This is a genomic window from Pseudomonas tumuqii, assembly GCF_013184545.1.
Classification (GTDB): Bacteria; Pseudomonadota; Gammaproteobacteria; order Pseudomonadales; family Pseudomonadaceae; genus Aquipseudomonas; species Aquipseudomonas tumuqii.
In genome coordinates this window covers 83,071-108,895 of the sequence record NZ_JAAOJA010000013.1, presented here as the reverse complement: position 1 = coordinate 108,895, position 25,825 = coordinate 83,071, and the positions used below count along the sequence as shown (strand labels likewise).

General features: G+C 64.1%; 23 protein-coding genes. 18 read left to right on the top strand and 5 right to left on the bottom strand.

The window, feature by feature from the left end:
- Positions 1-6: 6 nt before the first annotated feature.
- The 3 genes from G9C89_RS20840 to G9C89_RS20830 all read right to left on the bottom strand — a co-directional run bounded on the left by G9C89_RS20840 (position 7) and on the right by G9C89_RS20830 (position 2,864).
- Positions 7-1,332, bottom strand: coding sequence for a TRAP transporter large permease (locus tag G9C89_RS20840; RefSeq protein ID WP_172151777.1), 1,326 nt, complete (start codon positions 1,330-1,332; stop codon positions 7-9).
- Entirely contained in the window at positions 1,332-1,838 is a 507-nt protein-coding gene (locus tag G9C89_RS20835) for a TRAP transporter small permease subunit (protein ID WP_172151775.1), read from the bottom strand. Before G9C89_RS20835 ends, G9C89_RS20840 begins: the two co-directional genes overlap by 1 nt.
- Before the next feature lie 135 nt (positions 1,839-1,973).
- The gene (locus tag G9C89_RS20830) at positions 1,974-2,864 is read right to left on the bottom strand and encodes an esterase/lipase family protein (protein WP_172151773.1); all 891 of its coding nucleotides are present in this window, start codon (positions 2,862-2,864) and stop codon (positions 1,974-1,976) included.
- A gap of 240 nt (positions 2,865-3,104) precedes the next feature.
- Between G9C89_RS20830 and G9C89_RS20825 the strand changes: the two genes are divergently transcribed.
- Positions 3,105-3,293 (top strand): hypothetical protein, encoded by a 189-nt coding sequence (locus G9C89_RS20825; RefSeq protein WP_172151771.1) that lies wholly within the window; start codon positions 3,105-3,107, stop codon positions 3,291-3,293.
- Positions 3,294-3,303: 10 nt separating this feature from the next.
- Here the strand turns inward: G9C89_RS20825 and G9C89_RS20820 are convergent, their stop codons facing one another.
- Positions 3,304-4,200 carry an AEC family transporter gene (locus G9C89_RS20820; RefSeq protein WP_172151769.1) on the bottom strand — a complete coding sequence of 299 codons (897 nt, stop codon included), beginning with the start codon at positions 4,198-4,200 and terminating at the stop codon, positions 3,304-3,306.
- Between the two features lie 398 nt (positions 4,201-4,598).
- On the opposite strand from G9C89_RS20820, the gene ureE reads away from it, so the two are divergent.
- The 5 genes from ureE (at position 4,599) to G9C89_RS20795 (ending at position 8,834) form a co-directional block, all read left to right on the top strand.
- On the top strand, positions 4,599-5,099 hold the full coding sequence (gene ureE, locus G9C89_RS20815; protein WP_172151767.1) for an urease accessory protein UreE: 501 nt from the start codon (positions 4,599-4,601) through the stop codon (positions 5,097-5,099).
- A gap of 96 nt (positions 5,100-5,195) precedes the next feature.
- The gene (locus G9C89_RS20810) at positions 5,196-5,870 is read left to right on the top strand and encodes an urease accessory protein UreF (protein ID WP_172151765.1); all 675 of its coding nucleotides are present in this window, start codon (positions 5,196-5,198) and stop codon (positions 5,868-5,870) included.
- Between the two features lie 13 nt (positions 5,871-5,883).
- Positions 5,884-6,498, top strand: a complete 615-nt coding sequence (ureG, locus tag G9C89_RS20805) for an urease accessory protein UreG (protein ID WP_172151763.1) — start codon at positions 5,884-5,886, stop codon at positions 6,496-6,498.
- Between the two features lie 122 nt (positions 6,499-6,620).
- On the top strand, positions 6,621-7,193 hold the full coding sequence (locus G9C89_RS20800) for a HupE/UreJ family protein (RefSeq protein WP_172151761.1): 573 nt from the start codon (positions 6,621-6,623) through the stop codon (positions 7,191-7,193).
- A 1,053-nt stretch (positions 7,194-8,246) separates the two neighbouring features.
- Positions 8,247-8,834 (top strand): LOG family protein, encoded by a 588-nt coding sequence (locus G9C89_RS20795; RefSeq protein WP_172151759.1) that lies wholly within the window; start codon positions 8,247-8,249, stop codon positions 8,832-8,834.
- Between the two features lie 6 nt (positions 8,835-8,840).
- Here G9C89_RS20795 and G9C89_RS20790 read toward each other — a convergent pair whose 3' ends face one another.
- Entirely contained in the window at positions 8,841-9,113 is a 273-nt protein-coding gene (locus G9C89_RS20790) for a hypothetical protein (protein ID WP_172151757.1), read from the bottom strand.
- 247 nt (positions 9,114-9,360) lie between these two features.
- Here G9C89_RS20790 and G9C89_RS20785 point away from each other — a divergent pair, with 247 nt between their 5' ends.
- The 12 genes from G9C89_RS20785 to G9C89_RS20730 all read left to right on the top strand — a co-directional run bounded on the left by G9C89_RS20785 (position 9,361) and on the right by G9C89_RS20730 (position 25,724).
- Complete coding sequence (locus G9C89_RS20785; protein WP_003244646.1) at positions 9,361-9,537, top strand: hypothetical protein; 177 nt, start codon at positions 9,361-9,363, stop codon at positions 9,535-9,537.
- Between the two features lie 202 nt (positions 9,538-9,739).
- Positions 9,740-12,694: a sensor histidine kinase gene (locus tag G9C89_RS20780; protein ID WP_172151755.1), complete on the top strand. Its 2,955-nt coding sequence runs from the start codon at positions 9,740-9,742 to the stop codon at positions 12,692-12,694.
- Positions 12,695-12,728: 34 nt separating this feature from the next.
- Positions 12,729-14,147 carry a sigma-54-dependent transcriptional regulator gene (locus G9C89_RS20775; RefSeq protein WP_172151753.1) on the top strand — a complete coding sequence of 473 codons (1,419 nt, stop codon included), beginning with the start codon at positions 12,729-12,731 and terminating at the stop codon, positions 14,145-14,147.
- A gap of 887 nt (positions 14,148-15,034) precedes the next feature.
- A complete protein-coding gene (locus G9C89_RS20770; RefSeq protein WP_172151751.1) occupies positions 15,035-16,444 on the top strand; it encodes a polynucleotide adenylyltransferase PcnB in 1,410 nt (469 codons plus the stop codon).
- Positions 16,444-16,929, top strand: coding sequence for a 2-amino-4-hydroxy-6-hydroxymethyldihydropteridine diphosphokinase (gene folK, locus G9C89_RS20765; RefSeq protein ID WP_172151749.1), 486 nt, complete (start codon positions 16,444-16,446; stop codon positions 16,927-16,929). The genes G9C89_RS20770 and folK overlap by 1 nt, the downstream gene beginning before the upstream one ends.
- Before the next feature lie 311 nt (positions 16,930-17,240).
- Complete coding sequence (gene panB / locus G9C89_RS20760; protein ID WP_172151747.1) at positions 17,241-18,041, top strand: 3-methyl-2-oxobutanoate hydroxymethyltransferase; 801 nt, start codon at positions 17,241-17,243, stop codon at positions 18,039-18,041.
- Positions 18,038-18,898 (top strand): pantoate--beta-alanine ligase, encoded by an 861-nt coding sequence (gene panC / locus G9C89_RS20755; protein ID WP_172151745.1) that lies wholly within the window; start codon positions 18,038-18,040, stop codon positions 18,896-18,898. The genes panB and panC overlap by 4 nt, the downstream gene beginning before the upstream one ends.
- Before the next feature lie 325 nt (positions 18,899-19,223).
- Positions 19,224-20,888, top strand: coding sequence for a glucose-6-phosphate isomerase (gene pgi / locus G9C89_RS20750; protein ID WP_172151743.1), 1,665 nt, complete (start codon positions 19,224-19,226; stop codon positions 20,886-20,888).
- Positions 20,889-21,084: 196 nt separating this feature from the next.
- Positions 21,085-23,022 carry an acetate--CoA ligase gene (gene acs / locus G9C89_RS20745; protein ID WP_172151741.1) on the top strand — a complete coding sequence of 646 codons (1,938 nt, stop codon included), beginning with the start codon at positions 21,085-21,087 and terminating at the stop codon, positions 23,020-23,022.
- A 108-nt stretch (positions 23,023-23,130) separates the two neighbouring features.
- On the top strand, positions 23,131-24,006 hold the full coding sequence (locus tag G9C89_RS20740) for an oxygenase MpaB family protein (protein ID WP_172151739.1): 876 nt from the start codon (positions 23,131-23,133) through the stop codon (positions 24,004-24,006).
- 118 nt (positions 24,007-24,124) lie between these two features.
- Positions 24,125-25,303, top strand: a complete 1,179-nt coding sequence (locus G9C89_RS20735; RefSeq protein ID WP_172151737.1) for an acetyl-CoA C-acetyltransferase — start codon at positions 24,125-24,127, stop codon at positions 25,301-25,303.
- Positions 25,304-25,466: 163 nt separating this feature from the next.
- On the top strand, positions 25,467-25,724 hold the full coding sequence (locus G9C89_RS20730; protein ID WP_172151735.1) for a hypothetical protein: 258 nt from the start codon (positions 25,467-25,469) through the stop codon (positions 25,722-25,724).
- Positions 25,725-25,825: the final 101 nt, after the last annotated feature.

The window sequence follows — 25,825 nt, the reverse complement described above, 5'->3', positions numbered from 1 at the left end:
TTGGGTTCAGCGTGCGTAGTGCCACTGCGGCAACCACAGCGCCAGTTGCGGAAATACCATGACCAGCACCAGGGCCAGGATCATCACCAGCACGAAGGGCGTGACCGAGACGTAGATGTCGCGCAGCGACACCTCCGGCGGCGCCATGGCGCGCATGAGGAACAGGTTGTAGCCGAAGGGCGGGGTCATGTAGGCGATCTGGCAGGTGATGGTGTAGAGCACGCCGTACCAGATCAGATCGAAGCCGAGGGCGCCGACCAGGGGGATATACAGCGGCGCGACTATCACCAGCATGGCGGTGTCGTCGAGGAACATGCCCATGAGGATGAACGACAGCTGCATCATGATGAGGATTTCCCAGGGCCCCAGGTTCAGCCGGTCGACGAAGAAGGTTTCGATGGCCTTGACCGCGCCGAGACCGTCGAACACCGCGCCGAAGCACAGGGCGGCGAGGATGATCCACATGAACATGCAGGTGATGCCCAGCGTCTTGCGCAGGGTTTCCTCCATCACCTGGCGACTCAGCCGGCGCTTGGCCAGGGCCGTCAGGGTCGCGGCCGCCGCACCCACCGCCGAGCTTTCCACCAGGCTGGTGATGCCCATCAGAAACAGGCCGGTCATGGAAAAGAAAATGAACAGCGGCGCTATACCGGCCTTGAGTAGGTGCAGCTTCTCGCCGCGGGTGATCTGCCGGCGCTCCTCCTCGGGCAGGGCCGGCCCGAGCGCGGGATTCAAGCGACAGCGGATGACGATATAGAGCACGAACAAGCCGGCCATCAGCAGCCCGGGGAAGACCCCGGCCAGCCACAGCTGGCCCACTGGCTGGCGGGCGATCATGCCGTACAGCACCAGCACCACGCTGGGCGGGATGAGGATGCCCAGCGAACTACCGGCCTGGATCACCCCGGTGACCATGACCTTGTCGTAGCCGCGGCGCAGCAACTCGGGCAGGGCGATGCTGGCGCCGATCGCCATGCCGGCGACGCTCAGGCCGTTCATCGCCGAGATCACCACCATCAGGCCGATGGTGCCGATCGCCAGGCCGCCGTGCAGCGGGCCCATCCAGACGTGGAACATGCGGTAGAGGTCTTCGGCCAAGCCGGACTCGGAGAGCATGTAGCCCATGTAGACGAACATCGGCAGGGTCAGCAGCGGGTACCACTTCATCAACTTCATCGCGGCGTTGAACGCCACTTCCGAACCGCCATCGCCCCACAGCAGCAAGGCGGCGATCACCGCGACGAAACCGATGGCGCCGAACACCCGCTTGCCGGTGAGCAACAGCAACATCATGGTGGAGAACATCAGCAGCGCGATGAGCTCGTAACTCATTACAGCGTCTCCCCGCGTGCGCTGGCGAGGTCCTTGAAGAAGGTGGCGATCGCCTGCAGCAGCATCAGCGCCACGCCGATGGTCATGACGATCTTGATCGGCGCCATGCGCGGCGACCAGGCCGAATAGCTGGTCTCGCCATACTCGAGGGCATACAGCGTCGAGGAGACCCCGCCATACAGCAGAAAGCCCAGGTAGAAAATCAGGAAGCCGATGGTGATGGCATCCATGGTCGCCGCCGTACGCGGCGACCAGCGACTGTAGAACAGGTCCATGCGCACATGGGCATCGAGCTGCATGGAGTAGCCGCCGCCCAGGAGGAAGTAGGCGACCATCAGGAACTGCGCGGCTTCCAGGGTCCAGATCGCCGGATCGGCAAAGGTCTTGCTGACCGAGGAATACAGCAGCACCGCCAGCATGGCGAAGATCAGGTACATGGCGAAGCGACCGATGACGCGATTCATCGCGTCCACCGCTCGCACGAACACCCGTATGACCTTCGGCATGCAACATACCCGCGAAATATTAGCTATTCCGAAACTCTAGTCGAACATTCGATAAAGCCAACTTGAGCCGGGCAATGCGCCAGCAACCGCCCCTGGCAGCCCGGCTCAGGCAGGCACGGCCAGCGGTTCGCGTGCCTACAAACCGGCGTCGTGCAGGCGCCGGGCATGCTCGACGAACAAGCCCACGGGGTTGGCGCCCTTGCCGACCAGGCCGAAGGTCTGGTTGACGATGTCGAAGTGGTCGAGCGGAAAGTCATCGCCGATCACCGTGCCCAGGTGCGAGCTGTAGCGCCCGACCATGCCGTCGCAATGCCCGGCTTCGCGGCGAAAGGTGCGGGCGAACAAGCGGCAGGCCCGGTTCGGCCCGTCGAAGCGGTTGCCGCCACGATCGGTGATGCCGGGTTGCAGGGTGCCGGACCAGGAGTAATAGCGCACACCATTGACCTCGGCGGCGCCCTCACCGCCCCAGTTATCCGGCAGGCCTTGGGGAAATTGCCGATTGAAGGCGGTGACGCCCTCGCTGGTCAGCGATTGCTGGGCGGCGGCGACATCGATGGGCAGGCGCGGCCCCTTGTAGCCGGTCTCCAGCCAGGCCATGCAGCGCGCCACGCCACGCAGCACGGCGGCCAGCAGCCTCTCGCGCCAGCTGCCATGGGGCGCCTTGCGCTGGAGAAAGTCGGCCAGCTCCGAGCCATGGTTGGGCCCGGCAACCGAGGTCACCGAGGCCACCCACTCGGGCTTCAGCGCGGCAGCGTAGCGTGCAGTCAGTGCGCCTTGGCTATGGCCGATCAGGTGCACCTTGGCGGCACCGGTTTCCTTGAGTACCTGGGCGATGCGTTCGAGCAGTTGCTCGCCACGCACCTCGCTGGAGTGCACCGAGGACACCAGCACCGGAAAGACCCGGGCGCCCTGCCGGCGGAGCGCCGAGACGATGCCGAACCAATAGGAATAACCGAGCAAACGGATGAAACCGAGCAAACCCGGCACCAACACCAGGGGGTAACGTGGCGCAGCACTATTCGACATAACTGATCATCCCTGTTTGAAACCTATGAATCGGCGCCGCCGGTAACACCGGTAACGCCGGTATGCGCGCAACGTGCGGCCAACCATAACCTGAAGTCGGCGAAACCATGGATGGCGCGGTGCCGGCGCCATAATCACGAAGATCGATGGTCACTATCAGGTCGTTCAACTTCTTATTAACGACCAAATCCCTAGTATTGCCTCCTGTAGCCATTGAGCCCCCACCTGGAGGAGCCGATCATGAAAAGCACATTCGTTATCAGCCTGGTTTTGAGCCTGCTCGCCGGCAGCGCCTTCGCCCTGCCGAGCAACAACCCGCCACCGTTGCTCGGTGAGGTGAAAGACAGCCAGCAAGAGGTCCTGCCGCAGGATCGTCATGTCGCCGAAGGTGGCGCCGAGCGCTTGCTGGAACTGCGGCACAACGGCTGAAACCGGCCGTTCAGAGTACCGAGATCATCCACAACGGCAGCGTCAGCGCCGCCAGTACGGTGGAGAGGAACACCGCCGAGCTGACGTTGCGGGTGTCTTCCGGGGTTTTGGCGAAGGCCAGGATATTGACCCCGCTGGGACAAGCGGCCAGCAGCACCAGCACGCTGCGCGCCGCCTCGTTCAGCCCGGGCAACTGGCCACTCAACCACCAGACCATGGCCGGGAACAGCAGCAGCTTGGCCAACGCCAGCCCCAGCACCGTGCGGCTGGGGCGCAGGCGATAGCGCGACAGGCTGGCGCCCAGCACGATCAAGGCGCAGGGCAATGCCGCCTGGGCCAGCCACTCGATCACCCGCCACAGCGGCTCCGGCACCCGCAAGCCGGACAGATTGAGCAACGCGCCCAGCAGCAAGCCGATGATCATCGGGTTGGCCAGATTCTTCAGCAGCGCCCAGCCATCGACCCGCTCCTGCCCGCCGAACGCGGCATAAAAGCTGTGCAGGGAAAACAGCGTGAGGCTGTGGAACACCAGGATGGCGAAGACATAGACCAGGCCCTCCGGCCCCATCAGGCTGGTCACCAGGGGAATGCCCACCAGCACGTTATTGGAAAAGGCAGCGGTCAGGCCCAGCGGCGTAGCCGTGCCGCGCTGCTGGTGGGCGAACAGATTGACCAGGCCGAACACCAGCAGCACCGGCAGGTAATAGGCCAACAGCAACATCGGCGACAGACCGTCGCCCAGGGAGGCCTTGGCAATGCCGGCGAACAGCAGCGTCGGCATGAACAGCTTGAAGGTGATATTGGCCAGCCCGGCCGCCGACTCGGCGCTCAACCATTGGCGCCAGCCCAACAGGTAGCCCAGCACGATCAAGGCGAAGATCGGCAGAATCGCCACAACAGCCAGCATAAATCCAGATACTCCCGAACCACGCGAGCAAACCGCCAGCGCTCATTTTGAGGGCGCGCAAGCATACCCGCACGTCCCGGGAATTACGACAGAGCGGGCGCCAGGCAGCGCAGCAATCTGTGGAGGCGCGACCCGCGGCGATAGCGGACAGCGTCCGCACCACAAGGCACAGGCATCGCGCCGGGGCGGCCCGCCTACAAAAGCGCTTGCACCGTTGGGGTAAACATCCCGGCTGCGCACCAAAATAAAGCAACCATCCCTGGCGCGCACCAGAACAACCCTGCCTGGCGCCCAACCCTGGCCGCCACCCGCCGCGCAGGCCGCTGCCGGCCTGCGTGCACAGTCCTTGGCAAGACCCTTGCTCTATCCCCGGGATCATCCTGCCGGAAACCGCCCCCATGCTGGTGATCCACCAACGCATCGCAACCCAGGAGCACTGGGACGCGGAACTGGAACTGACCTTCGAGGCCCGCAGTAAAAGCCGCCTGCGCTGCTTCAGCCGCAGCGGCGAAGACGTCGGCCTGTTCCTCGAACGGGGCCAGCCGCCCTTGCACGACGGCGAATGCCTGCAGGCCGAAGACGGCCGCATCGTGCGCGTCTGCGCCCGCGCCGAACAGCTGCTGCACGTCACCTGCGCCAACCCCTTCGAGCTGATGCGCGCGGCCTATCACCTGGGCAACCGCCACGTCGCCCTGCAACTGGGCGACGGCTGGTTGCGCCTGCCCGACGACTACGTGCTCAAAGCCATGCTCGAGCAACTGGGCGCCACGGTCACATTGATCGAGGCGCCCTACCAGCCCGAGCAAGGCGCCTACGGCGGCGGTCACCACCACTCCCACGCCGGCGACGCCGAATTCAGCTACGCGCCGCGCCTGCATCAGTTCGGTGCGCGCAAGTGAACAAGACCTGGGCGCTGCTCAGCCTGGTCAGGCCGCAGTTGCCGAATGGCCGGCCGGCTACAGCTCATAGCGCCTGCCTCCGCTCGGTGCGCCCCTGTGAATAAGGCCTGGGCACTACTCAGACTGGCCAGCCCGCAATTGCCAATCGGCGGTTACAGCTATTCGCAAGCCCTGGAAATGGCGGTCGAACAGGGTCTGGTCGCCTGCCCGGACAGCGCCAAACGCTGGATCGCCGATCAACTCCTGCTCAACCTGGCGCGCTTCGAGGCGCCGCTGTTGCTGGCCCACTGCGCGGCCGCAGGCGCCGGCGACTGGGCGACCCTGCAGAGCCTGGCCGCCCAGCAACGCGCCAGCCGCGAAACCCGCGAACTGCGTCAGGAAAGCCGGCAGATGGGCTATTCCCTGGAACAGCTGCTGAGCGGCTTGCCCGAGCTGGACGACACGGCCCGCGCGCTGTTCGCCGAACTGCATGAACCCGGCCTGGCCGTCGCCTGGGCACTGGCCGCCCGTGCCTGGCAGATCAGCCCGCAGGACGCCCTCGCCGCCTGGCTCTGGGGCTGGCTGGAGAACCAACTGGCGGTGCTGATGAAAACCCTGCCGCTCGGCCAGCAAGCCGCCCAGCGCCTGACCTCGCAGCTGCTGCCCGTGCTCGACCAGGCGCAACAACAGGCAACCGAACGACCACCCGAACACTGGGGCAGCGCCGCCTTCGGCCTGACCCTGGCGAGCATGGCGCATGAGCGCCAGTACAGCCGCCTGTTCCGCTCTTGATAAGGAAGCACACATGAACAGCCAACCCCTGCGTATCGGCATCGGCGGCCCGGTCGGTTCCGGCAAGACCGCCCTGACCCTGGCCCTGTGCCTGGCCCTGCGTGAGCACTACAACCTCGCGGTGGTGACCAACGACATCTACACCCAGGAAGACGCCCAGTTTCTGGTGCGCAATCAGGCCCTGGCGCCGGAGCGGATCATCGGCGTGGAAACCGGCGGCTGCCCGCACACGGCGATCCGCGAGGACGCCTCGATCAACCTGGAAGCGGTCGACCAACTCAACCGGCGCTTTCCCGGCCTCGATCTGATCATCGTCGAATCCGGCGGCGACAACCTGTCGGCCACCTTCAGCCCGGAACTCTCCGACCTGACCCTCTACGTGATCGACGTCTCGGCCGGCGACAAGCTGCCGCGCAAGGGTGGGCCGGGCATCTGCAAATCCGACCTGCTGGTGATCAACAAGATCGACCTGGCGCCCCTGGTCGGCGCCTCGCTGGAGGTGATGGAGCGCGACACCCTGAAGATGCGCGGCGACAAGCCCTTCGTCTTCAGCAACCAAAAAACCGGTCAGGGCCTGGAACAGATCATCGCCTTCATCGAACGCCACGGCATGCTCAACGTCGCCTGAAACCTTCCGTAGGAGCGGGCCATGCCCGCGAAGCTTTCGCGGCCATGGGACTGGGCGTCACCCCCGCTCCTACACGCGTCCAAGCCTCGACCCGCACCACCAGGACACCAAGGAGATCCACCATGAACCTGCGCCACTCCCTGTTCGCCCTCGCCCTGCTCCTCAGCCCGGCCGCGGCCTTTGCCCACAGCGGGCATGCACATGCCGGCGTGCTGGCCGGCCTGGCCCACCCGCTATTCGGCCTCGACCATTTGTTGGCGATGCTCGCCGTCGGCCTGTGGGCCGCGCAGCAGACTGGCGCCGCGCGCTGGGCACTGCCATTGACCTTCGTCGCCAGCATGCTGCTCGGCGGCCTGTTCGGCTTCGCCGGCGTGCAGATCCCGCTGATGGAAACCGGCATCGCCGGCTCGGTGCTGGCCTTCGGTCTGCTGGCGACGGTCGCGGTGCGTCTGCCGATGGCCCTGGCACTCGGCCTGACCGCGCTGTTCGCCCTGAGCCACGGCGTGGCCCACGGCTTGGAGCTGCCGGCACTGGCCAGCCCCTGGAGTTATGCACTCGGCTTCGTCATCGCCACCGCCGCCTTGCACGCCGGCGGCTACCTCATGGTGCGCCTGCTGCCGCAAGCGGCGGCGCCCTTGCTGCGTCTGGCGGGCGCCGCCTCGGCGCTCACAGGCGTGTGGTTACTGGCCGGCTGAGTCTCACCGGTAGATGCACCTCGGAAGCCGGGGTGCGGACCTCGCCGGATTGCATCCGGGCTACGGTTTTCAGGTGTTTCGTAGGAGCGGGCCATGCCCGCGATGATTTTTGCCAGCGTGCTCTATCGCGCCATGGGCCAGGTGCCCCCGCCAGCGCCTAAGTCCTGCACGGTTTGAACGTGCAACTGTGGAGCATCAACGAACAACCGGCGATGCCTGCCTGCTCGAGCACGGCGCCCACGGCCTTATCACCGACTACCCGGGGCGCGCCCTGTAACTGCTCGGTCGCCCTCAGTTCGGCGCACTGGTTCAGCACCGGATGCGGCAATTGAGCAAAAAACCAGCAACCATAGCCACGCCTAGTCCTGTGTGGCCTGGGTACAAGCGCGCGCAGCTTATCCACAGATCGCTCCACAGCTGCACTGGATAACTATCCTCACAGAGCCTGACACGCCGGACAAACCCTTGAAATAACTGGATTATTGCTTGACCAGCAGCCACTCGACATGCCCTCGCCGGACGCCCGGACGAATTGATCAAAAGCTGATCAACCCGCGCAAAGCCAAGGCTAGCAAGGCATTCAGCCAGGCATACAGAGTTACCCACAGGCCTACCCACAATAGCCGTGGACAACTTTCCGCTTTTATCCAAAAACCCTCAATACCTTTCCCAAGCGCCTGTTTTATCAATAAAAGTCAGCCTGATCAAAAAACACACAAGCAGCCCGGACAACCGTACAACTAGGCCTGCATGCGCCTACACCCACCTTATCCACAGTTCGCTCCACAGTCTTTGTGGGCAACTCGATCGAATACTTATCCACTTGCCAAGCCAGCCCTGAAACTATCGCCATCATGGAGACAATCAACCGACCCCAGCGGCACCTGGGATATAGCCTGAGCGACAGGCAACAGGAGAAAAAACCATGCAGCTCAATGATTGGTTATGCCGCTTGCTCGCCGCCTATGCGGGTGGCGCCAGTGGCAGCATGATCGCTTGGTAGATGCCCACAGACTGGCTAACCTGTGAGCCCCTCACAGTCAGGAAGCGAGCATGACCTTGCGTTCAATTTGCGTGTTCTGCGGTGCCAGCACCGGCGCCCAGCCGATCTACCGCCAGGCGGCGGAAAACCTGGGGCGTCATCTCGCCGAACAAGGCCTGCGCCTGATCTATGGTGGCGGCGCGGTTGGCCTGATGGGAGTGGTTGCGGATGCGGCCCTGGCCGCTGGCGGCGAAGTCATCGGCATCATTCCGCAGAGTCTGGAACGCGCCGAAATCGGCCATCCAGGCCTGACCCGCCTGGAAGTGGTCGATGGCATGCATGCACGCAAAGCCCGCATGGCCGAGCTCAGCGACGCCTTTATCGCCCTGCCCGGCGGACTCGGTACCCTGGAAGAGCTGTTCGAGGTGTGGACCTGGGGGCAACTCGGCTATCACCGCAAGCCGCTCGGCCTGCTCGATGCAGGTGGTTTCTACAGCAAGCTTGGCGAGTTCCTCGACCACCAAGTCAGCCAAGGTTTCGTGCGTTCCGAGCACCGCGCCATGCTGCAGCTCGGCGAGTCGCCACACACACTGCTGCAGCTGCTGCGTAGCTGGCAACCGAGCGGCGCGCCCAAGTGGGCGGAGCGCCAACCCGATTGAGGGCGGCTAGAGCGCCGAATGCAGCTGGACTTCCACCACGGCATCGGCACGGCTTGGCTGCGCCCCACCGGTCAGCCGGCTGATCAGTGCCCACTGCTGGTCGAGTTCCTTGCTAACCGCCTCCAGCCTGACGATCATCCGCGAGCCGGCGCCGCGCACACTGGGGTCGGTGCTGCGCATCAGGTCGAATGACAGGGTGGTTATTGCGGCGGTCAGGTGCGTGAGGCTGCGCGAGGTGAGCGCGAGGAGTTCGCTGAGCTGCTGTTCTTTGGGCGACATAGGGGCCTTTCCTTGGCAGGTAAAAGCAGTGTGTATAAAGCGCAACGAGGACTCTCGCAGGCGCTTGCCACTGCAGTTGACAAGATCCTACTCCATCGGTTCATCGGTGCAAGCAGCGTAAGCGCCCCCGGCGACCCTGATCGTTTGCCCGGATGCCCGCGCCAATCTTGGTCAGGTAAGCAGCCTCGAGCTACGCAGGCCGGCGCGCATCCGTTACCATCGCGCCACTCACGAAAAGAGATGCGGCATGTATATCTATCGATTGGTTCTGATCCTGGTAGTGGGGATCTACCTGTTCTCCCCGGCGATCATGGACTGGTGGATCGATCCCAACGGCGCGTGGTACCGGCCCTATCTGCTCTGGCTGATCCTCATCGTGGTGACCTTTATCCTGCAGAGTCAGCGTGATGCCGATGAACTTTGAGGCAATGGCGGCGAAACCGGGTGACCGCCCTTCATCATTCTTCGCAGAGCCAGCGCGATGCCGATGAACTCTGAGGCATGGCGGCGAAACCGGGTGACCGCCCCTTATCATTCTGCAGAGTCAGCGTGATGCCGATGAACTCTGATCCGCACCGGCGAAACCCAGTGATCTCCCTTCATCTTTTATTCGCAGAGTCAACGTGATGCTGACGAGCTTTAGCCTTAGCCAGCTGATCCTGATCAGCGCCGCCTACCTGCTGGTGCTGTTCGGCGTCGCCTGGGCCAGCGAACACGGCCTGATCCCGCGCGCGATCATCCGCCACCCGCTGACCTACACCCTGTCGCTCGGCGTGTATGCCAGCGCCTGGGCCTTCTATGGCACGGTGGGTCTGGCCTATCAGTACGGCTACGGTTTTCTCGCCAGCTACCTCGGGGTGTCCGGGGCCTTTCTGCTGGCGCCGGTGCTGCTCTATCCGATCCTGCGCATCACCCGCACCTACCAGCTGTCGTCGCTGGCCGACCTGTTCGCCTTCCGCTTCCGCAGCACCTGGGCTGGCGCCCTGACCACCGTGTTCATGCTGATCGGCGTGCTGCCCTTGCTGGCCCTGCAGTTCCAGGCAGTGGCCGACTCCATCGGCATTCTCACCCGCGAGCCGGTGAAGGAACGGGTGGCTTTGGCCTACTGCGGGCTGATCATCCTGTTCACCATCCTGTTCGGCGCCCGCCATATCGCCACCCGCGAGAAACACGAAGGTCTGGTGTTCGCCATCGCCTTCGAGTCGGTGGTCAAGCTGACCGCCGTCGGCATCATCGGCATCTATGCGCTGTATGGCGTGTTCGATGGGCCGCAGGACCTGGAGCACTGGCTGGTGCAGAACCAGGCCGCCCTGGCCAGCCTGCATACGCCGCTACAGGAAGGCCCCTGGCGCACCTTGCTGCTGGTGTTCTTCGCGTCGGCCATCGTCATGCCGCACATGTACCACATGACCTTTACCGAAAATCTCAACCCGCGGGCGATGGTCAGCGCCAGTTGGGGCCTGCCGCTGTTCCTGCTGTTGATGAGCCTGGCGGTGCCCTTGATTCTCTGGGCGGGCCTCAAGCTGGGCGTCACCACCAACCCGGAATACTTCACCCTCGGCCTGGGCATCGCGGTCAACAGCCAGACCCTGGCGCTGATCGCCTATGTCGGCGGCCTGTCGGCGTCCAGCGGCCTGATCATCGTCACCACCCTGGCGCTGTCCGGCATGGTGCTCAACCATGTGGTGTTGCCGCTCTATCAGCCCCCCACCGAAGGCAATATCTACCGCTGGCTGAAGTGGACCCGGCGCGCGCTGATCTTCGCCATCATCATGGCCGGCTACGGCTTCTATCTGCTGCTGGGGGCTCAGCATAATCTGGCCAACCTGGGCATCGTCGCCTTCGTCGCCACCCTGCAGTTTCTCCCCGGCGTGCTCTCGGTGCTGTACTGGCCGACAGCCAACCGCCGCGGTTATATCGCCGGCTTGCTGGCAGGCATCGGCGTCTGGACCGTGGGCATGCTGCTGCCGATGCTGGGCAACCTGCAAGGCTTCTACATCCCCGCATTCAACCTGATCTATGTGCTGGACGACAGCAGCTGGCACCTGGCGGCCATCGCCTCGCTGGCGGCCAACGTGCTGGTGTTCACCCTGGTCTCGCTGTTCACCGAGGCCAGCCCCGAGGAGAAGAGTGCCGCCGAAGCCTGCGCCGTGGATAACGTGCGGCGCCCGCAACGGCGCGAACTGCTGGCCCAATCGCCACAGGAGTTCGCCACCCAGCTGGCCAAACCGCTCGGCGCCAAGACCGCCCAGCGCGAGGTCGAGCAGGCCCTGCGTGACCTGCACCTGCCCTTCGACGAAAGCCGCCCCTATGCCCTGCGCCGCCTGCGCGACCGCCTCGAGGCCAACCTCTCCGGCTTGATGGGGCCAAGCGTGGCCCAGGACATAGCCGAGACCTTTCTGCCCTATAAATCTGGCAGCGAAACCTTCGTCAGCGAGGACATCCACTTCATCGAGAGCCGCCTGGAGGATTACCACTCGCGCCTCACCGGCCTGGCCGCGGAACTCGATACGCTGCGCCGCTACCACCGGCAAACCCTGCAGGAGCTGCCGATGGGTGTCTGCTCGCTGGCCAAGGATCAGGAAATCCTGATGTGGAACAAGGCCATGGAGGAGCTCACCGAGATTCCCGCGCAGCGCATCGTCGGCTCACGCCTGTCGACGCTCAGCGAACCCTGGCGTGGCCTGCTGCAACATTTCATCGAGCTGCCCGACGAGCACCTGCACAAGCAGCGCCTGGCCCTGGACGGCCAGATCCGCTGGCTCAACCTGCACAAGGCGGCCATCGACGAGCCGCTGGCACCGGGCAACAGCGGCCTGGTGCTGCTGGTCGAAGACCTCACCGAAACCCAGTACCTGGAAGACAAGCTGGTGCACTCCGAGCGCCTGGCCAGCATCGGCCGCCTGGCCGCCGGGGTGGCCCACGAGATCGGCAACCCGATCACCGGCATCGCCTGCCTGGCGCAGAATCTGCGCGAGGAGCGCGAAGACGACGGTGAGCTGACCGAGATCAGCGAGCAGATCCTCGAGCAGACCAAGCGGGTCTCGCGCATCCTCCAGTCGTTGATGAGCTTCGCCCATTCGGGCGGCCATCAACAGGCCGACGAACCGGTGTGCCTGGCCCAGGTAACGCAGGAAGCCATCGGTCTGCTGTCACTCAACCGGCGCAGCGTCGAAGTGGAATTCTTCAATCTGTGCGACCCCGATCACTGGGTTGATGGCGACCCGCAACGGCTCGCCCAGGTGCTGATCAACCTGCTGTCCAACGCCCGGGATGCCTCGCCACCCGGCGCCGCGATCCGCGTCAGAACCGAAGCCTCGGAACACACCGTCGACCTGATCGTGGAAGATGAAGGCAGTGGCATTCCCAAGGCGATCATCGACCGTCTGTTCGAACCTTTCTTCACCACCAAAGACCCAGGCAAAGGCACCGGGCTCGGCCTCGCGCTGGTCTATTCCATCGTGGAAGAGCATTATGGACAAATAATAATCGACAGCCCGGTTGACCCCGAGCACCAACGCGGCACCCGTATCCGGGTGACGCTGCCGCGGCATGTCGAAGCGACGTCCAAAGCGAATTGAACCAGCGACCTGAGACCGTCGAGAGACCGAATTAATGCCCCATATTTTGATCGTCGAAGACGAAACCATTATCCGCTCTGCCTTGCGCCGCCTGCTCGAGCGCAACCAGTACCAGGTCAGCGAAGCCGGCTCGGTACAAGAAGCGCAAGAACGCTTCAGCATTCCCGGCTTCGACCTGATCGTCAGCGACCTGCGTCTGCCCGGCGCACCGGGCACCGAGTTGATCAAACTCTCCCAGGGCAAGCCGGTGCTGATCATGACCAGCTACGCCAGTCTGCGTTCCGCCGTTGACTCGATGAAGATGGGCGCGGTCGACTACATCGCCAAACCCTTCGACCATGACGAGATGCTGCAGGCCGTGGCGCGCATCCTGCGCGATCGCCAGGAGGCCAGGCAGACGTCTGCTGCAGTCCCCGGCGCCACTGGCCGCAGCAGCGAAAAAGTCGTCGACAACAGCAATGGCGAGATCGGCATCATCGGCTCCTGCCCGTCCATGCTGGAGCTGTACAGCAAGATCCGCAAAGTCGCGCCGACCGACTCCAACGTCCTGATCCAGGGCGAGTCCGGCACCGGCAAGGAACTGGTCGCGCGCGCCCTGCACAACCTGTCCAAGCGCGCCAAGGCACCGCTGATTTCAGTGAACTGCGCGGCCATCCCGGAAAGCCTGATCGAGTCCGAACTGTTCGGCCACGAGAAAGGCGCCTTCACCGGTGCCAGCGCCGGCCGCGCCGGCCTGGTCGAAGCGGCCGATGGCGGCACCCTGTTCCTCGATGAGATCGGTGAGCTGCCGCTGGAGGCCCAGGCCCGCTTGCTGCGCGTGCTGCAGGAAGGCGAAATTCGCCGGGTCGGTTCGGTGCAGTCGCAAAAAGTCGATGTGCGCCTGATCGCGGCGACCCACCGCGACCTCAAAAGCCTGGCCAAGGTCGGCCAATTCCGCGAAGACCTTTACTACCGCCTGCACGTCATCGCCCTGAAATTGCCGGCACTGCGCGAGCGTGGCAGCGACGTCAGCGAGATCGCCCACGCCTTCCTCAAGCGCCAATGCACGCGCATGGGCCGCGACGACCTGCATTTCGCCCCGGATGCCGAACAGGCCATCCGTCATTACGCCTGGCCGGGCAACGTGCGCGAACTGGAGAACGCCATCGAGCGCGCAGTCATCCTCTGCGAAAGCACGGCTATCTCGGCCGAGCTGCTGGGCATCGACATCGAGCTGGACGACCTGGATGACGACGACTTCCCCGGCCTGTCGGCACAAGCCAGCAGCACCAGCCACGAACCGACCGAGGATCTTTCACTGGAAGACTACTTCCAGCACTTCGTCCTCGAACACCAGGATCACATGACCGAAACCGAACTGGCGCGCAAACTCGGCATCAGCCGCAAATGCCTGTGGGAACGCCGCCAGCGCCTGGGTATTCCACGGCGCAAGACCGGCGCGGCCACCGGCTAGCGAGCCAAGCCCGAGCGCTCGCGAAACAACTCCTACCAACGGCGACCGCTTCCAGGCGCCCTACGTTCCGACCCATTACCTGGTGTAATCCGTGATCCGTAGGGCATCGCTTGGCGCAACAACGCACCGTCGATTGCCGATCCGGCGGGCTGTCGCGGCGGCGCGACAATGACCGGCGCGCTTGCGATGCTCTGCCGGCCAAAACGCGGTGACCGATTTGCTGCGCACAAGGTTCCCCTCGCTGTTACCGATTCAACACTTCGTAACAAAGTCCGGGGCTTACGGTAACGAATGCATGGCTTTTTCATGGCCAACGCCCACTCGCAAATTATCCTAAGTCATTGTTTTAAAAGGATTCACTAAAACTGGCACGGCTCATGCTATGTCTACTGGACAACAACAATAACAAGCACTGCCCAAGATAATAAAAACAAGACGTAACGACTCCAACATAATAAAAACAACACGCTGGAGGCGCAGCTAACTGATTCTTTTGGAAAGGAATTGCCCTTGGGGCTTGCCCCACAACCAGACAGAGAACAACAAAACTGCCTCAAGGCAGATCCGGTACTGGTTGGGTCATAACACGATCATGGCAGCGTCAGCATTCAAAGCAATCCGTTTGCTATTAACTCCTGGCTTGGGAGGTTTTCAGACAGTCTCTGACTCGATGGAACGGGCAACTCAACAAAAACAACAAGCCCGCCATAATAATAAAAACAAAGCACGCACCTACTTGGGGGGGAGCTTCGGCTCCCCCAGTAGCTTCCGCGAAACCCCTCTCTCCCGTTGCTTCCTACACCATCTCCCGACTCAATGCTAGAATCCGCGCCATTCCAGTGGTCAGCGTTTATCCTGGCCTGTCATTTCGTCAAACAGTGCATCCCATGCTGAAAAAGCTGTTCAAGTCTCTACGTTCGCCCCTGCGCCGTGGCAAACACCCGCGCAGCACTCCCGAAGTGCTGAGCAGTAGCCAGCACCCGATCAATCGCGGGGAAATCAGCCGTTACGCCACCAGCGTGGTCGAACGCCTGCAACACGCCGGCTACCAGGCATATCTGGTCGGCGGTTGCGTGCGCGACCTGCTGCTCGATATCGACCCCAAGGATTTCGACGTTGCCACCAGCGCCACGCCGGAACAGGTGCGTGCCGAGTTTCGTAACGCCCGGGTCATCGGCCGCCGCTTCAAGCTGGTACATGTGCATTTCGGCCGCGAGATCATCGAAGTCGCCACCTTCCGCGCCAATCACCCCGAGGGCGATGAGGAAGAGAACAGCAACCTGTCTTCGCGTAACGAAAGCGGGCGCATCCTGCGCGACAACGTCTACGGCAGCCTGGAAGACGACGCCCAGCGCCGCGATTTCACCATCAACGCGCTGTATTACGACCCGAGCACCGAACGCATTCTCGATTACGCCAATGGCGTGCACGACATTCGCAATCATCTGATCCGCCTGATCGGCGACCCGACCCAGCGTTATCAGGAAGACCCGGTACGCATGCTGCGGGCCGTACGTTTCGCCGCCAAGCTGGACTTCGATATCGAGAAACACAGCGCCGCGCCCATCTACAAGCTGGCGCCGATGCTGCGGGAAATTCCGTCGGCGCGCCTGTTCGAAGAGGTGCTCAAGCTGTTCCTCGCCGGTTACGCCGAATTCACCTACGAACTGCTGGTCGACTACGGCTTGTTCGGCGAACTGTTCCCGGCCAGCGCCGCGGCGCTCAAGGCCAACCCGGACTACACCGACAGCCTGATCCGCAACGCCCTGATCAACACCGACCTGCGCATTCAGCAGAAGAAAACCGTAACCCCGGCTTTCCTCTTCGCCGCCATGCTCTGGCCCGCCCTGCCGGCGCGGGTGATCAAGCTGCAGGAGCGTGGCATGCCGCCGATCCCGGCGATGCAGGAAGCGGCCCACGAGCTGATCAGCGAACAGTGTCAACGGATTGCCATTCCCAAGCGTTTCACCATGCCGATCCGCGAGATCTGGGACATGCAGGAGCGCCTGCCACGGCGCAGCGGCAAGCGTTCCGATCTGCTGCTGGAGAACCCACGCTTTCGTGCCGGCTACGACTTCCTCCTGTTGCGCGAAAGCGCCGGCGAAGAGACCGGTGGACTCGGCGAATGGTGGACGGATTATCAGGACGCCAGCGACAGTGAAAGGCGCGGCATGATCCGCGACCTCAGCAGCCAGGACGACGCCAGCGGCGCACCGCGCAAACGGCGGCGCAGCGGCAGCAAGCGCAAGCGCGCGCCAGGTGCCGACGGCACCGCCAAGCCTGCTGCCGGCGAATAATGCCGCGGGTGTATCTTGGCCTCGGCAGCAACCTTGCCGAGCCGCTCGCCCAACTGCACGGCGCCCTCGCGGCGCTGGCCGCGTTGCCACAGTCGCAGTTGCTCGGCAGGTCTTCCTTCTATGCCAGCGACCCGCTCGGCCCGGCCGATCAGCCACGCTATGTCAACGCCGTGGCGGCGCTGGAAAGCGAGCTGACGCCGCTACAACTGCTCGACGCGCTGCAGGCCATCGAGCTGAACCGGGGCCGCGAGCGCAAAGCCGAACGCTGGGGGCCACGCACCCTGGATCTGGATATCCTGCTATTCGGCGACCTGATGCTGGACGAACCGCGCCTGCGTGTGCCGCACTACCACATGCACGCCCGCGCCTTCGTCCTCTATCCGCTGGCCGAACTGGCTCCCGACCTGCGCCTGCCCGACGGTCGTGCCTTGACCGACCTGCTCGCCGCCTGCCCCTTCGAAGGCCTGGAACGTCTGCCCGAGTAGGGCGTGCTGCAAGCACCTTTCGCGGCAGGCAGCAGCTGCGCATGACGCATCCCACTTCTTCGCCGCTGGTGCCAGGCACAGCCCGACAGTGGCGCGCAGCACAGTTGCTGTACCGATTGCGGTCCCACACAGACGGTAACGCCAGTAACAGACCGGTAACACCTGCAATTGACTTCGAGCCCCCCCATCAGGACTATAGGCGTCCCGTTGCCCCGCACCGGTGCAAACCGAGGCCAATGCAGGCCACTTTGAAGCAGCCCGACTCGAAGCAGATTGACTGCTTGCTGAACGCCTGAGTGAGGACGATTGTTATGCCTGACATTACCCTGACCACCCTGCAAAGCCTCAAGCAGAGCGGCGAGAAAATCGCCATGCTGACCTGCTACGACGCCACCTTCGCCCAGGCTGCCTGCCAGGCTGGGGTCGAGGTGCTGCTGGTCGGCGACTCCCTCGGCATGGTGTTGCAAGGTCACGACAGCACCTTGCCGGTCAGTGTCACCGACATGGCCTACCACACCGCGAGCGTGAAACGCGGCAACCAGGGTGCCCTGATCCTCGTCGACCTGCCCTTCATGGCCTACGCCACCACCGAGCAGACGCTGCACAACTGCGCGGCACTGATGCAAGCCGGCGCGCACATGGTCAAGCTCGAGGGCGCGGCCTGGCTGGCCGAGCCGATCCGGCTGCTGGCCGAGCGTGGCGTACCGGTCTGCGCGCACCTGGGCCTGACCCCGCAAGCGGTGAATATCCTCGGTGGCTACAAAGTCCAGGGCCGTCAGGAAGCCCAGGCGCGGCAGATGCGCGCCGACGCCATGGCCCTGGAACAAGCCGGCGCGGCCATGCTGCTGCTGGAGTGCGTCCCCAGCGAACTGGCTGCGGAAATCAGCCAGGCAGTGAAGATCCCCGTCATCGGCATAGGCGCCGGCGGCGCCACCGACGGCCAGGTGCTGGTGCTGCACGACATGCTCGGCTTGTCCCTGAGCGGGCGCATGCCCAAGTTCGTGAAGAACTTCATGGCCGGGCAAAGCAGCATCCAGAACGCCCTCAGCGCCTACGTCAAGGCCGTCAAAGACGGCAGTTTCCCCGCAACCGAACACGGATTCTCTGCATGAACACGGTTAAAACCATCCGCGAACTGCGTGCCGCCGTTGCCCTGGCTCGCGCCGAAGGCAAACAGATCGGTTTCGTCCCGACCATGGGCAACTTGCACGCCGGGCATGTTGCCCTGGTCGAGAAAGCCGTCCAGCGCGCCGATTTCGTGGTCGCCAGCATCTTCGTCAATCCGTTGCAGTTCGGCCCCAGCGAAGACCTGGGCAGCTACCCGCGGACCCTGGCCGCCGACCAGGAGAAACTCCTCAATGCCGGCTGTCACCTGCTGTTCAATCCGGAGGTGGACGAGATGTACCCCAACGGCATGGCCAGCCAGACCCGGGTCAGCGTGCAAGGTGTCTCCGAGGGGCTGTGCGGCGCCAGTCGTCCCGGCCATTTCGACGGTGTCGCCACCGTGGTGACCAAGCTGTTCAACCTGGTGCAACCCGATCTGGCCGTTTTCGGACAGAAGGACTTCCAGCAACTGGCGGTGATTCGCACCCTGGTGCGTGACCTGAACATGCCGATCCAGATTATCGGCGAGCCGACCATCCGTGCCGAAGATGGCCTGGCGCTATCCTCGCGCAATGGCTACCTCAACGAAGAACAACGCGCCGTCGCGCCCACCCTGTATCGCAGCCTGCAACAGATCGCCACTGCGCTTGGCGCCGGCGAGCACGACTTCGCCAAGCTGGTCGAGGCGGCCCGCCAGCAGCAATTGGCCGCCGGCTTGCGCACGGACTACCTGGAGATTCGCGAGTCGAACAGCCTGCGCCCGGCAACCGCCACGGATCGCCAGCTGGTGATTCTGGCCGCGGCCTTTCTCGGCAGCACCCGCCTGATCGACAACCTGACGCTCGATCTCGACGCCACGACTTGATCGACGCCCGCGTGAGCCGGCAGCGGAGCTGATGAGGCAGACGCTAAGGGCAGCCAACCAGCGGCGAGCCGCAGCGGTAATGCGCGGGCGCTTGCCCAATCCAGGCTCACGCCGGTTACACTGAGACCCTTTCTTATCGGGCTTTGGGCTGTTTTTTGGCCATGCCCGGTTACCTGTTGCATGGGCTGAAGCGTCTACAGACGGCGTATTCAGACTGTTCAGCCATGGCAACAACCAATAGGTACACCGCAATAGGTACACCGCCTTTTCGTTGTCCTGGCGGCGATTCAGCAAAGACTGCTCAAGCACAAGGAAGCCACCTCACATGGCGTACTACCAGCACCCCCTCGATGTCACGGCCCTGCCCACCTGGAAAGCCCTCCAGGAACACCGCGCCAGCTTGCAGAGTTTCAGCATGCGCGAGGCGTTCAGCATGGACGCGCAGCGTTTCGACCGCCTCTCATTGAGCAGTTGCGGCCTATTTCTCGACTACTCGAAAAATCTGATCACCCTCGAAACCCGCGACCTGCTGGTCAGCCTGGCCAAGGAGTGCGGCCTGGAGCAAGCCATTCGCGCGCAGTTCGACGGTGAACCGATCAATGCCTCGGAAGCCCGCCCGGCCCTGCACACTGCCTTGCGGCGGCCGATCGGCGACCAGGTCATGGTCGATGGTGTCGACGTGATGCCCGAGGTGCAGCGCGTGCTGCACCAGATGACCGAACTGGTCGGGCGGGTCCACGACGGCCTGTGGCGCGGCTATACGGAAAAGCCGATCACCGACGTGGTCAATATCGGCATCGGCGGCTCCTTCCTCGGCCCGCAGCTGGTCTCCGAAGCCCTGCTGCCGTTCGCCCAGCGCGGCGTGCGCTGCCATTACCTGGCCAATATCGATGGCAGCTCGTTCCACGAACTGGCCGCCAAGCTGCGTGCCGAGACCACCCTGTTCATCGTCTCCTCGAAATCTTTCAACACCCTGGAAACCCTGAAAAACGCCCAGGCCGCGCGCAGCTGGTACCTGGCCCAGGGAGGCTCCCAGAGCGAGCTGTATCGACACTTTATTGCAGTGTCCAGCAACACCCCGGCGGCGGTGGCCTTCGGCATCCACGAAGAGAACGTGTTCCCGATGTGGGACTGGGTCGGCGGCCGTTATTCGCTATGGTCGGCCATCGGCCTGCCAATCGCCATGTCGATCGGCATGTCCAACTTCAAGGAGCTGCTGTCCGGTGCCTACAGCATGGACCAGCACTTCCTGACCGCTCCCTTCGAAAGCAACATGCCGGTGCTGCTGGCCCTGCTGGGCATCTGGTACGGCAACTTCTGGGGCGCGCAGAGCCAGGCGATCCTGCCGTACGACCATTACCTGCGCAATATCACCAAGCACCTGCAGCAACTGGATATGGAGTCCAACGGCAAGAGCGTGCGCCAGGATGGCCAGCCGGTCGCCTGTGCCACCGGCCCGGTAATCTGGGGCGGCGTCGGCTGCAACGGCCAGCATGCCTATCACCAGCTGCTACATCAGGGCACCCAACTGATCCCGGCGGACTTCATCGTCCCGGTGGTCAGCTACAACCCGGTGGCTGACCACCATCAGTGGCTGTACGCCAACTGCCTGTCGCAGAGCCAGGCGCTGATGCTCGGCAAGACCCGCGAAGAGGCCGAGGCCGAACTGCGCGCCCAGGGCCAGAGCGAGGCTGAAGTGCAGCGCCTGGCGCCGCACAAGGTGATCCCCGGCAACCGCCCGAGCAACACCCTGGTACTCGAACGCATCAGCCCGCGCCGCCTGGGCTCCCTGGTGGCGATGTACGAGCACAAGGTGTTCGCCCAAAGCGCGATCTGGGGCATCAACGCCTTCGATCAGTGGGGAGTTGAGCTGGGCAAGGAGCTGGGCAAGAGCGTCTATTCGCGCATGGTCGGCGACGAGAAAAACGCTGCCGAGGACGGCTCGACTCAAGGCCTGATCGAGTTCTTCCGCGGTCGCCATCGCGGCTGAAGCAGCGCCCACCCGCAATCCGGCCCCGGCCGGGTTGTTGCTTTCTGCGGCTGCGTTGCTGCCAACCGGCAGCCACCAGAGCGCAAGCCGCCGGCGGTGGATGCGCGGTCAAGGCCATGCGCCAGCGCTTGAACCCGGCGGCGTTTCGGGTGCTACCCTTATGCCCATCGCGGCCAGACAAAAATAAGGATCCGCCATGTTCGAGATCACCCGCCACCCCGTCACCGAGGCCATGCGTCAACGCGCGCACCTGAACGATGACGACTACCAGCGCCTGTATCGGCAATCCATCGAGCAACCGGAAACCTTCTGGGCCGAACAGGCCAAGGCCTTTCTCGACTGGTCAAAGCCCTGGGACAAGGTCTACAGCGGCAACCTGAAAAAGGGCCAGGCCAGCTGGTTCAAGGGCGGTCAACTGAACGTCAGCCACAACTGCATCGACCGGCATCTGCAGCAGCGCGGCGAGCAGATCGCCCTGATCTGGGAAGGCGACAACCCCGCCGAATCCGCCCACATCACCTACAACCAGCTGCACCACCACGTCTGCCGCCTGGCCAATGTGCTGAAGAGCCGCGGCGTGGGCAAAGGCGATCGGGTGTGCATCTACATGCCGATGATCCCGGAGGCGACCTACGCCATGCTCGCCTGCACGCGCATCGGCGCGGTACATTCGGTGGTGTTCGGCGGCTTCTCCCCCGACGCCCTGCGCGACCGCATCCTCGACGCCGATTGCCGCAGCGTGATCACCGCCGACCAAGGCGTGCGCGGCGGCAAGTACGTGCCATTGAAAAAGAACGTCGACCAGGCGCTGCAAAGCTGCCCGGACGTTTCCACGGTGGTGGTGGTCGAACGCAGCAAGGGCCAGATCGACTGGGTGCCGGGCCGCGACATCTGGTACCACGAGGCGCTGCAAACCGCCGCCAGCGACTGCCCGCCGGAGCCGATGGACGCCGAAGACCCGCTGTTCATCCTCTACACCTCGGGCAGCACCGGCAAACCCAAGGGCGTGCTGCACAGCACCGGCGGCTATCTGCTGATGGCCGCCATGACCCACAAATACGTGTTCGACTACCACGAAGGCGACATCTACTGGTGCACCGCCGATATCGGTTGGGTCACCGGCCACAGCTACATCGTCTACGGCCCGCTGGCCAACGGCGCCACCAGCCTGGTGTTCGAGGGCGTGCCCAACTACCCGGACGCCTCGCGCTTCTGGCAGGTGATCGACAAGCACCAGGTGAACATCTTCTACACCGCACCGACCGCCATCCGCGCGCTGATGCGCGAAGGCACGGGTCCGGTCGAGAAGACGTCACGCAGCAGCCTGCGCCTGCTCGGCTCGGTGGGCGAACCGATCAACCCGGAAGCCTGGGAGTGGTACTACCACGTGGTCGGCGAGATGCGCTGCCCGATCGTCGACACCTGGTGGCAGACCGAGACCGGCGCCATCCTGATCACCCCGCTACCCGGCGCCACCGACCTCAAACCGGGCTCGGCGACCCGCCCGTTCTTCGGCGTGCAACCGGTGCTGCTGGACGAACAGGGCCATGAAATCGATGGCGCAGGCTCAGGCGTGCTCGCCATCAAATCAAGCTGGCCAAGCCAGATCCGCAGCATCTACGGCGACCATCAGCGCATGGTCGACACCTACTTCAAGCCCTACCCCGGCTACTACTTCACCGGCGACGGCGCGCGCCGCGACGAGGACGGCTACTACTGGATCACTGGCCGGGTCGACGACGTGATCAACGTCTCCGGCCACCGCATCGGCACCGCCGAGGTGGAAAGCGCCCTGGTGCTGCACGATGCGGTCGCCGAAGCGGCGGTGGTCGGCTACCCGCACGACATCAAGGGCCAGGGCATCTACGCCTTCGTCACGCCGATGAACGGCGTGGAGCCCAGCGACGAGCTGAAAAAACAACTGCTCGAGATGGTCAGCCAGGAAATTGGCAGCTTCGCCAAGCCGGAACTGCTGCAATGGGCCCCCGGCCTGCCGAAAACCCGCTCGGGCAAGATCATGCGGCGCATTCTGCGCAAGATCGCCTGCAACGAACTGGACAGCCTCGGCGACACCTCGACCCTGGCCGACCCGAGCGTGGTCGACAGCCTGATCGAGCAGCGGCTGAACCAATAACGCGACGTCCATGTAGGAGCCAGCTTGCTGGCGATCCGCACCTGATCGCCAGCAATAACTAGGCGTCCCCCTGGCTCCTACAACCCTTCACCCGAGCCGTAGTTCCCCATGGAATTCCTCCGCCGCCACATCGAAACCCAGGTATTCAGCCTCAGCGGCATCGCCCTCGGCCAGATCGACTTCGAAAACCCCAAGGGCGACCCCGGCCTGTTCGGCCCCGACTCGGTGAGCTGGCAGGTGCATGGCGACTTCACCAGCATGCTGATCGGCGGCATCAGCGCCCTGCTGCTGCAGGCCTTGCACCCGCTGGCGCTGGCCGGAGTCTGGGATCACTCGAATTTCCGCAACGACCTGCTCGGCCGCCTGCGCCGCACCGGCCAGTTCATCTCCGGCACCACCTTCGGCGCCCGCGCCGATGCCGACTGGCTGATCGACAAGGTCAAACGCATCCACCTGCAGGTGACCGGCACGGCGCCGGACGGCCGCCCCTATGCGGCCAGCGATCCGGCACTGCTGACCTGGGTGCATGTGGCCGAGGTGCACAGCTTTCTCCAGGCCCATCTGCGCTACCGCAACCCGCGACTGAGCGCTGCCGATCAGGATCGCTACTATGCCGAGATCGCCCTGGTGGCCGAGCGCCTCGGTGCCCGCCAGGTGCCGCGCTCGCGCAGCGAAATCGCCGCCTACCTGAACGCCGTCCGCCCGCAGTTGCTGTGCGAACAACGCTCCCTGGAGATTCTGCGCATCCTGCGCACTGCCCCGGCGCCCAGCCTACTCGCCGTGCCGGTGGCCAAACTGCTGACCCAGGCCGGGATCGACCTGCTGCCGGCCTGGGCGCAGAGCATGCTCGAACAGCCCATCGGCCCGCTGCGCAGCCGACTGATTCACGCCGGCGTACACAGCCTGGCCCCGGTGTTGCGCTGGGCCGTGCGCAACGGCGCCATCCACCGCGCACGGAAACGCCTGGACCTGCCGCCCGCTTGATGCCGCCTCGAGCCCGCAGCTGACCGGCAGGCTCGCACGCTGGCCCATGACCAGGCCCCTGTGCAACCATAGCGCCCTTGCTGCAACGCATCGCCCCACTTTCTTGAGGAAGCCCACCATGCAAGAAGTCGTCATCGTCGCTGCCACCCGCACCGCTGTCGGCAGTTTCCAGGGTTCACTGGCGAACATTCCCGCCCCCGAACTGGGCGCCGCGGTGATCCGCCGCCTGCTGGAACAAACCGGCCTGAACGGCGCCGAGGTCGACGAAGTGATCCTCGGCCAGGTGCTGACCGCAGGCTCCGGGCAGAACCCGGCACGCCAGGCGGCGATCCTCGCCGGCCTGCCCCATGCGGTACCGGCACTGACCCTGAACAAGGTCTGCGGCTCCGGGTTGAAAGCCCTGCACCTGGGCGCCCAGGCGATCCGCTGCGGCGATGCCGAGGTGATCATCGCCGGCGGCATGGAGAACATGAGCCTGGCGCCCTACGTGATGCCAGGCGCCCGTACCGGCCTGCGCATGGGCCACGCCAAGCTGGTCGATACCATGATCAGCGACGGCCTGTGGGACGCCTTCAACGACTACCACATGGGCATCACCGCCGAGAACCTGGTGGACAAGTACGCCATCAGCCGCGAGGAACAGGACGCCTTCGCCGCCGAATCGCAGCGCAAGGCCTGCGCCGCCATCGAAGCCGGGCGCTTCGCCGACGAAATCACCCCGATCCTGATTCCCCAGCGCAAGGGCGAACCCCTGATCTTTGCCACCGACGAACAACCGCGCGCCGACACCAGCGCCGAGTCGCTGGGCAAGCTCAAGCCGGCGTTCAAGAAAGACGGCAGCGTCACCGCCGGCAATGCCTCCAGCCTCAACGACGGCGCCGCCGCGGTGCTGTTGATGAGCGCGGCAAAAGCCCAGGCCCTCGGCCTGCCGGTGCTGGCGCGCATCGCCGGTTATGCCAATGCCGGCGTCGACCCGGCGATCATGGGCATCGGCCCGGTCTCCGCCACCCAGCGCTGCCTGGCCAAGGCCGGCTGGAGCATCGAGCAACTGGACCTGATCGAAGCCAACGAAGCCTTCGCCGCTCAGGCCCTGGCCGTCGGCAAGGAACTGCGGTGGGATGCCCGCAAGGTCAACGTCAACGGTGGCGCCATCGCCATCGGCCACCCGATTGGCGGTTCCGGCTGCCGGATTCTGGTGACCCTGCTGCACGAGATGATCAAGCGCGATGCCAGGAAGGGCCTGGCCACCCTGTGCATCGGCGGTGGTCAGGGCGTGGCCCTGGCAATCGAACGTTAAGCCTTATCGCCCCACTGAAGCGCCGGCCTCTGTGCCGGCGTTTTTATTTGCTGGGCATCGATAGCGCTAATGTTTGCTATTGACCACCTGCGTTTCTCAAGAGCCTGGCCGCGGCGCAACATTGGCCCCGTAGCCACTTACCCACTCTCCCGAGGACGCCCACATGAACAAGTACCTGATCGCTTCCCTGCTTGCCGCCAGCCTGACCAGCAGTGTTTTCGCGGCAGACGGTGCCGAACGCACCCTGAGCAACCGCATCGCGGCTGACGGTTTCGACCGGACCAGCATCAACCGCGTAGCCGAAGATGGCGCGGACCGCACTGGCGGAAATCGCGTCGCAGCCGACGGTGCAGACCGCACTGGCATCAATCGCATTGCAGCCGACGGCTCTGAGCGCACTGGTATCAATCGCGTTGCCTGACTGAACGACACTCGCAAATTGAAGGGCACCTTGAGGTGCCCTTGCTGTTTTTGCCGGCCTCGCGTCCCTGCAGACGAATCTTGATAAACTGCACGTCCCTC

Coding starts and splice junctions, on each gene's coding strand:
- G9C89_RS20770 (WP_172151751.1), top strand. CDS start 15,035: ATGCTGAAAAAGCTGTTCAAGTCTCTACGTTCGCCCCTGCGCCGTGGC.
- G9C89_RS20740 (WP_172151739.1), top strand. CDS start 23,131: ATGGAATTCCTCCGCCGCCACATCGAAACCCAGGTATTCAGCCTCAGC.
- G9C89_RS20785 (WP_003244646.1), top strand. CDS start 9,361: ATGTATATCTATCGATTGGTTCTGATCCTGGTAGTGGGGATCTACCTG.
- pgi (WP_172151743.1), top strand. CDS start 19,224: ATGGCGTACTACCAGCACCCCCTCGATGTCACGGCCCTGCCCACCTGG.
- folK (WP_172151749.1), top strand. CDS start 16,444: ATGCCGCGGGTGTATCTTGGCCTCGGCAGCAACCTTGCCGAGCCGCTC.
- G9C89_RS20835 (WP_172151775.1), bottom strand. CDS start 1,838: ATGCCGAAGGTCATACGGGTGTTCGTGCGAGCGGTGGACGCGATGAAT.
- panB (WP_172151747.1), top strand. CDS start 17,241: ATGCCTGACATTACCCTGACCACCCTGCAAAGCCTCAAGCAGAGCGGC.
- panC (WP_172151745.1), top strand. CDS start 18,038: ATGAACACGGTTAAAACCATCCGCGAACTGCGTGCCGCCGTTGCCCTG.
- G9C89_RS20775 (WP_172151753.1), top strand. CDS start 12,729: ATGCCCCATATTTTGATCGTCGAAGACGAAACCATTATCCGCTCTGCC.
- G9C89_RS20830 (WP_172151773.1), bottom strand. CDS start 2,864: ATGTCGAATAGTGCTGCGCCACGTTACCCCCTGGTGTTGGTGCCGGGT.
- G9C89_RS20800 (WP_172151761.1), top strand. CDS start 6,621: ATGAACCTGCGCCACTCCCTGTTCGCCCTCGCCCTGCTCCTCAGCCCG.
- G9C89_RS20840 (WP_172151777.1), bottom strand. CDS start 1,332: ATGAGTTACGAGCTCATCGCGCTGCTGATGTTCTCCACCATGATGTTG.
- ureE (WP_172151767.1), top strand. CDS start 4,599: ATGCTGGTGATCCACCAACGCATCGCAACCCAGGAGCACTGGGACGCG.
- acs (WP_172151741.1), top strand. CDS start 21,085: ATGTTCGAGATCACCCGCCACCCCGTCACCGAGGCCATGCGTCAACGC.
- G9C89_RS20820 (WP_172151769.1), bottom strand. CDS start 4,200: ATGCTGGCTGTTGTGGCGATTCTGCCGATCTTCGCCTTGATCGTGCTG.
- G9C89_RS20730 (WP_172151735.1), top strand. CDS start 25,467: ATGAACAAGTACCTGATCGCTTCCCTGCTTGCCGCCAGCCTGACCAGC.
- G9C89_RS20790 (WP_172151757.1), bottom strand. CDS start 9,113: ATGTCGCCCAAAGAACAGCAGCTCAGCGAACTCCTCGCGCTCACCTCG.
- G9C89_RS20780 (WP_172151755.1), top strand. CDS start 9,740: ATGCTGACGAGCTTTAGCCTTAGCCAGCTGATCCTGATCAGCGCCGCC.
- G9C89_RS20795 (WP_172151759.1), top strand. CDS start 8,247: ATGACCTTGCGTTCAATTTGCGTGTTCTGCGGTGCCAGCACCGGCGCC.
- G9C89_RS20825 (WP_172151771.1), top strand. CDS start 3,105: ATGAAAAGCACATTCGTTATCAGCCTGGTTTTGAGCCTGCTCGCCGGC.
- ureG (WP_172151763.1), top strand. CDS start 5,884: ATGAACAGCCAACCCCTGCGTATCGGCATCGGCGGCCCGGTCGGTTCC.
- G9C89_RS20735 (WP_172151737.1), top strand. CDS start 24,125: ATGCAAGAAGTCGTCATCGTCGCTGCCACCCGCACCGCTGTCGGCAGT.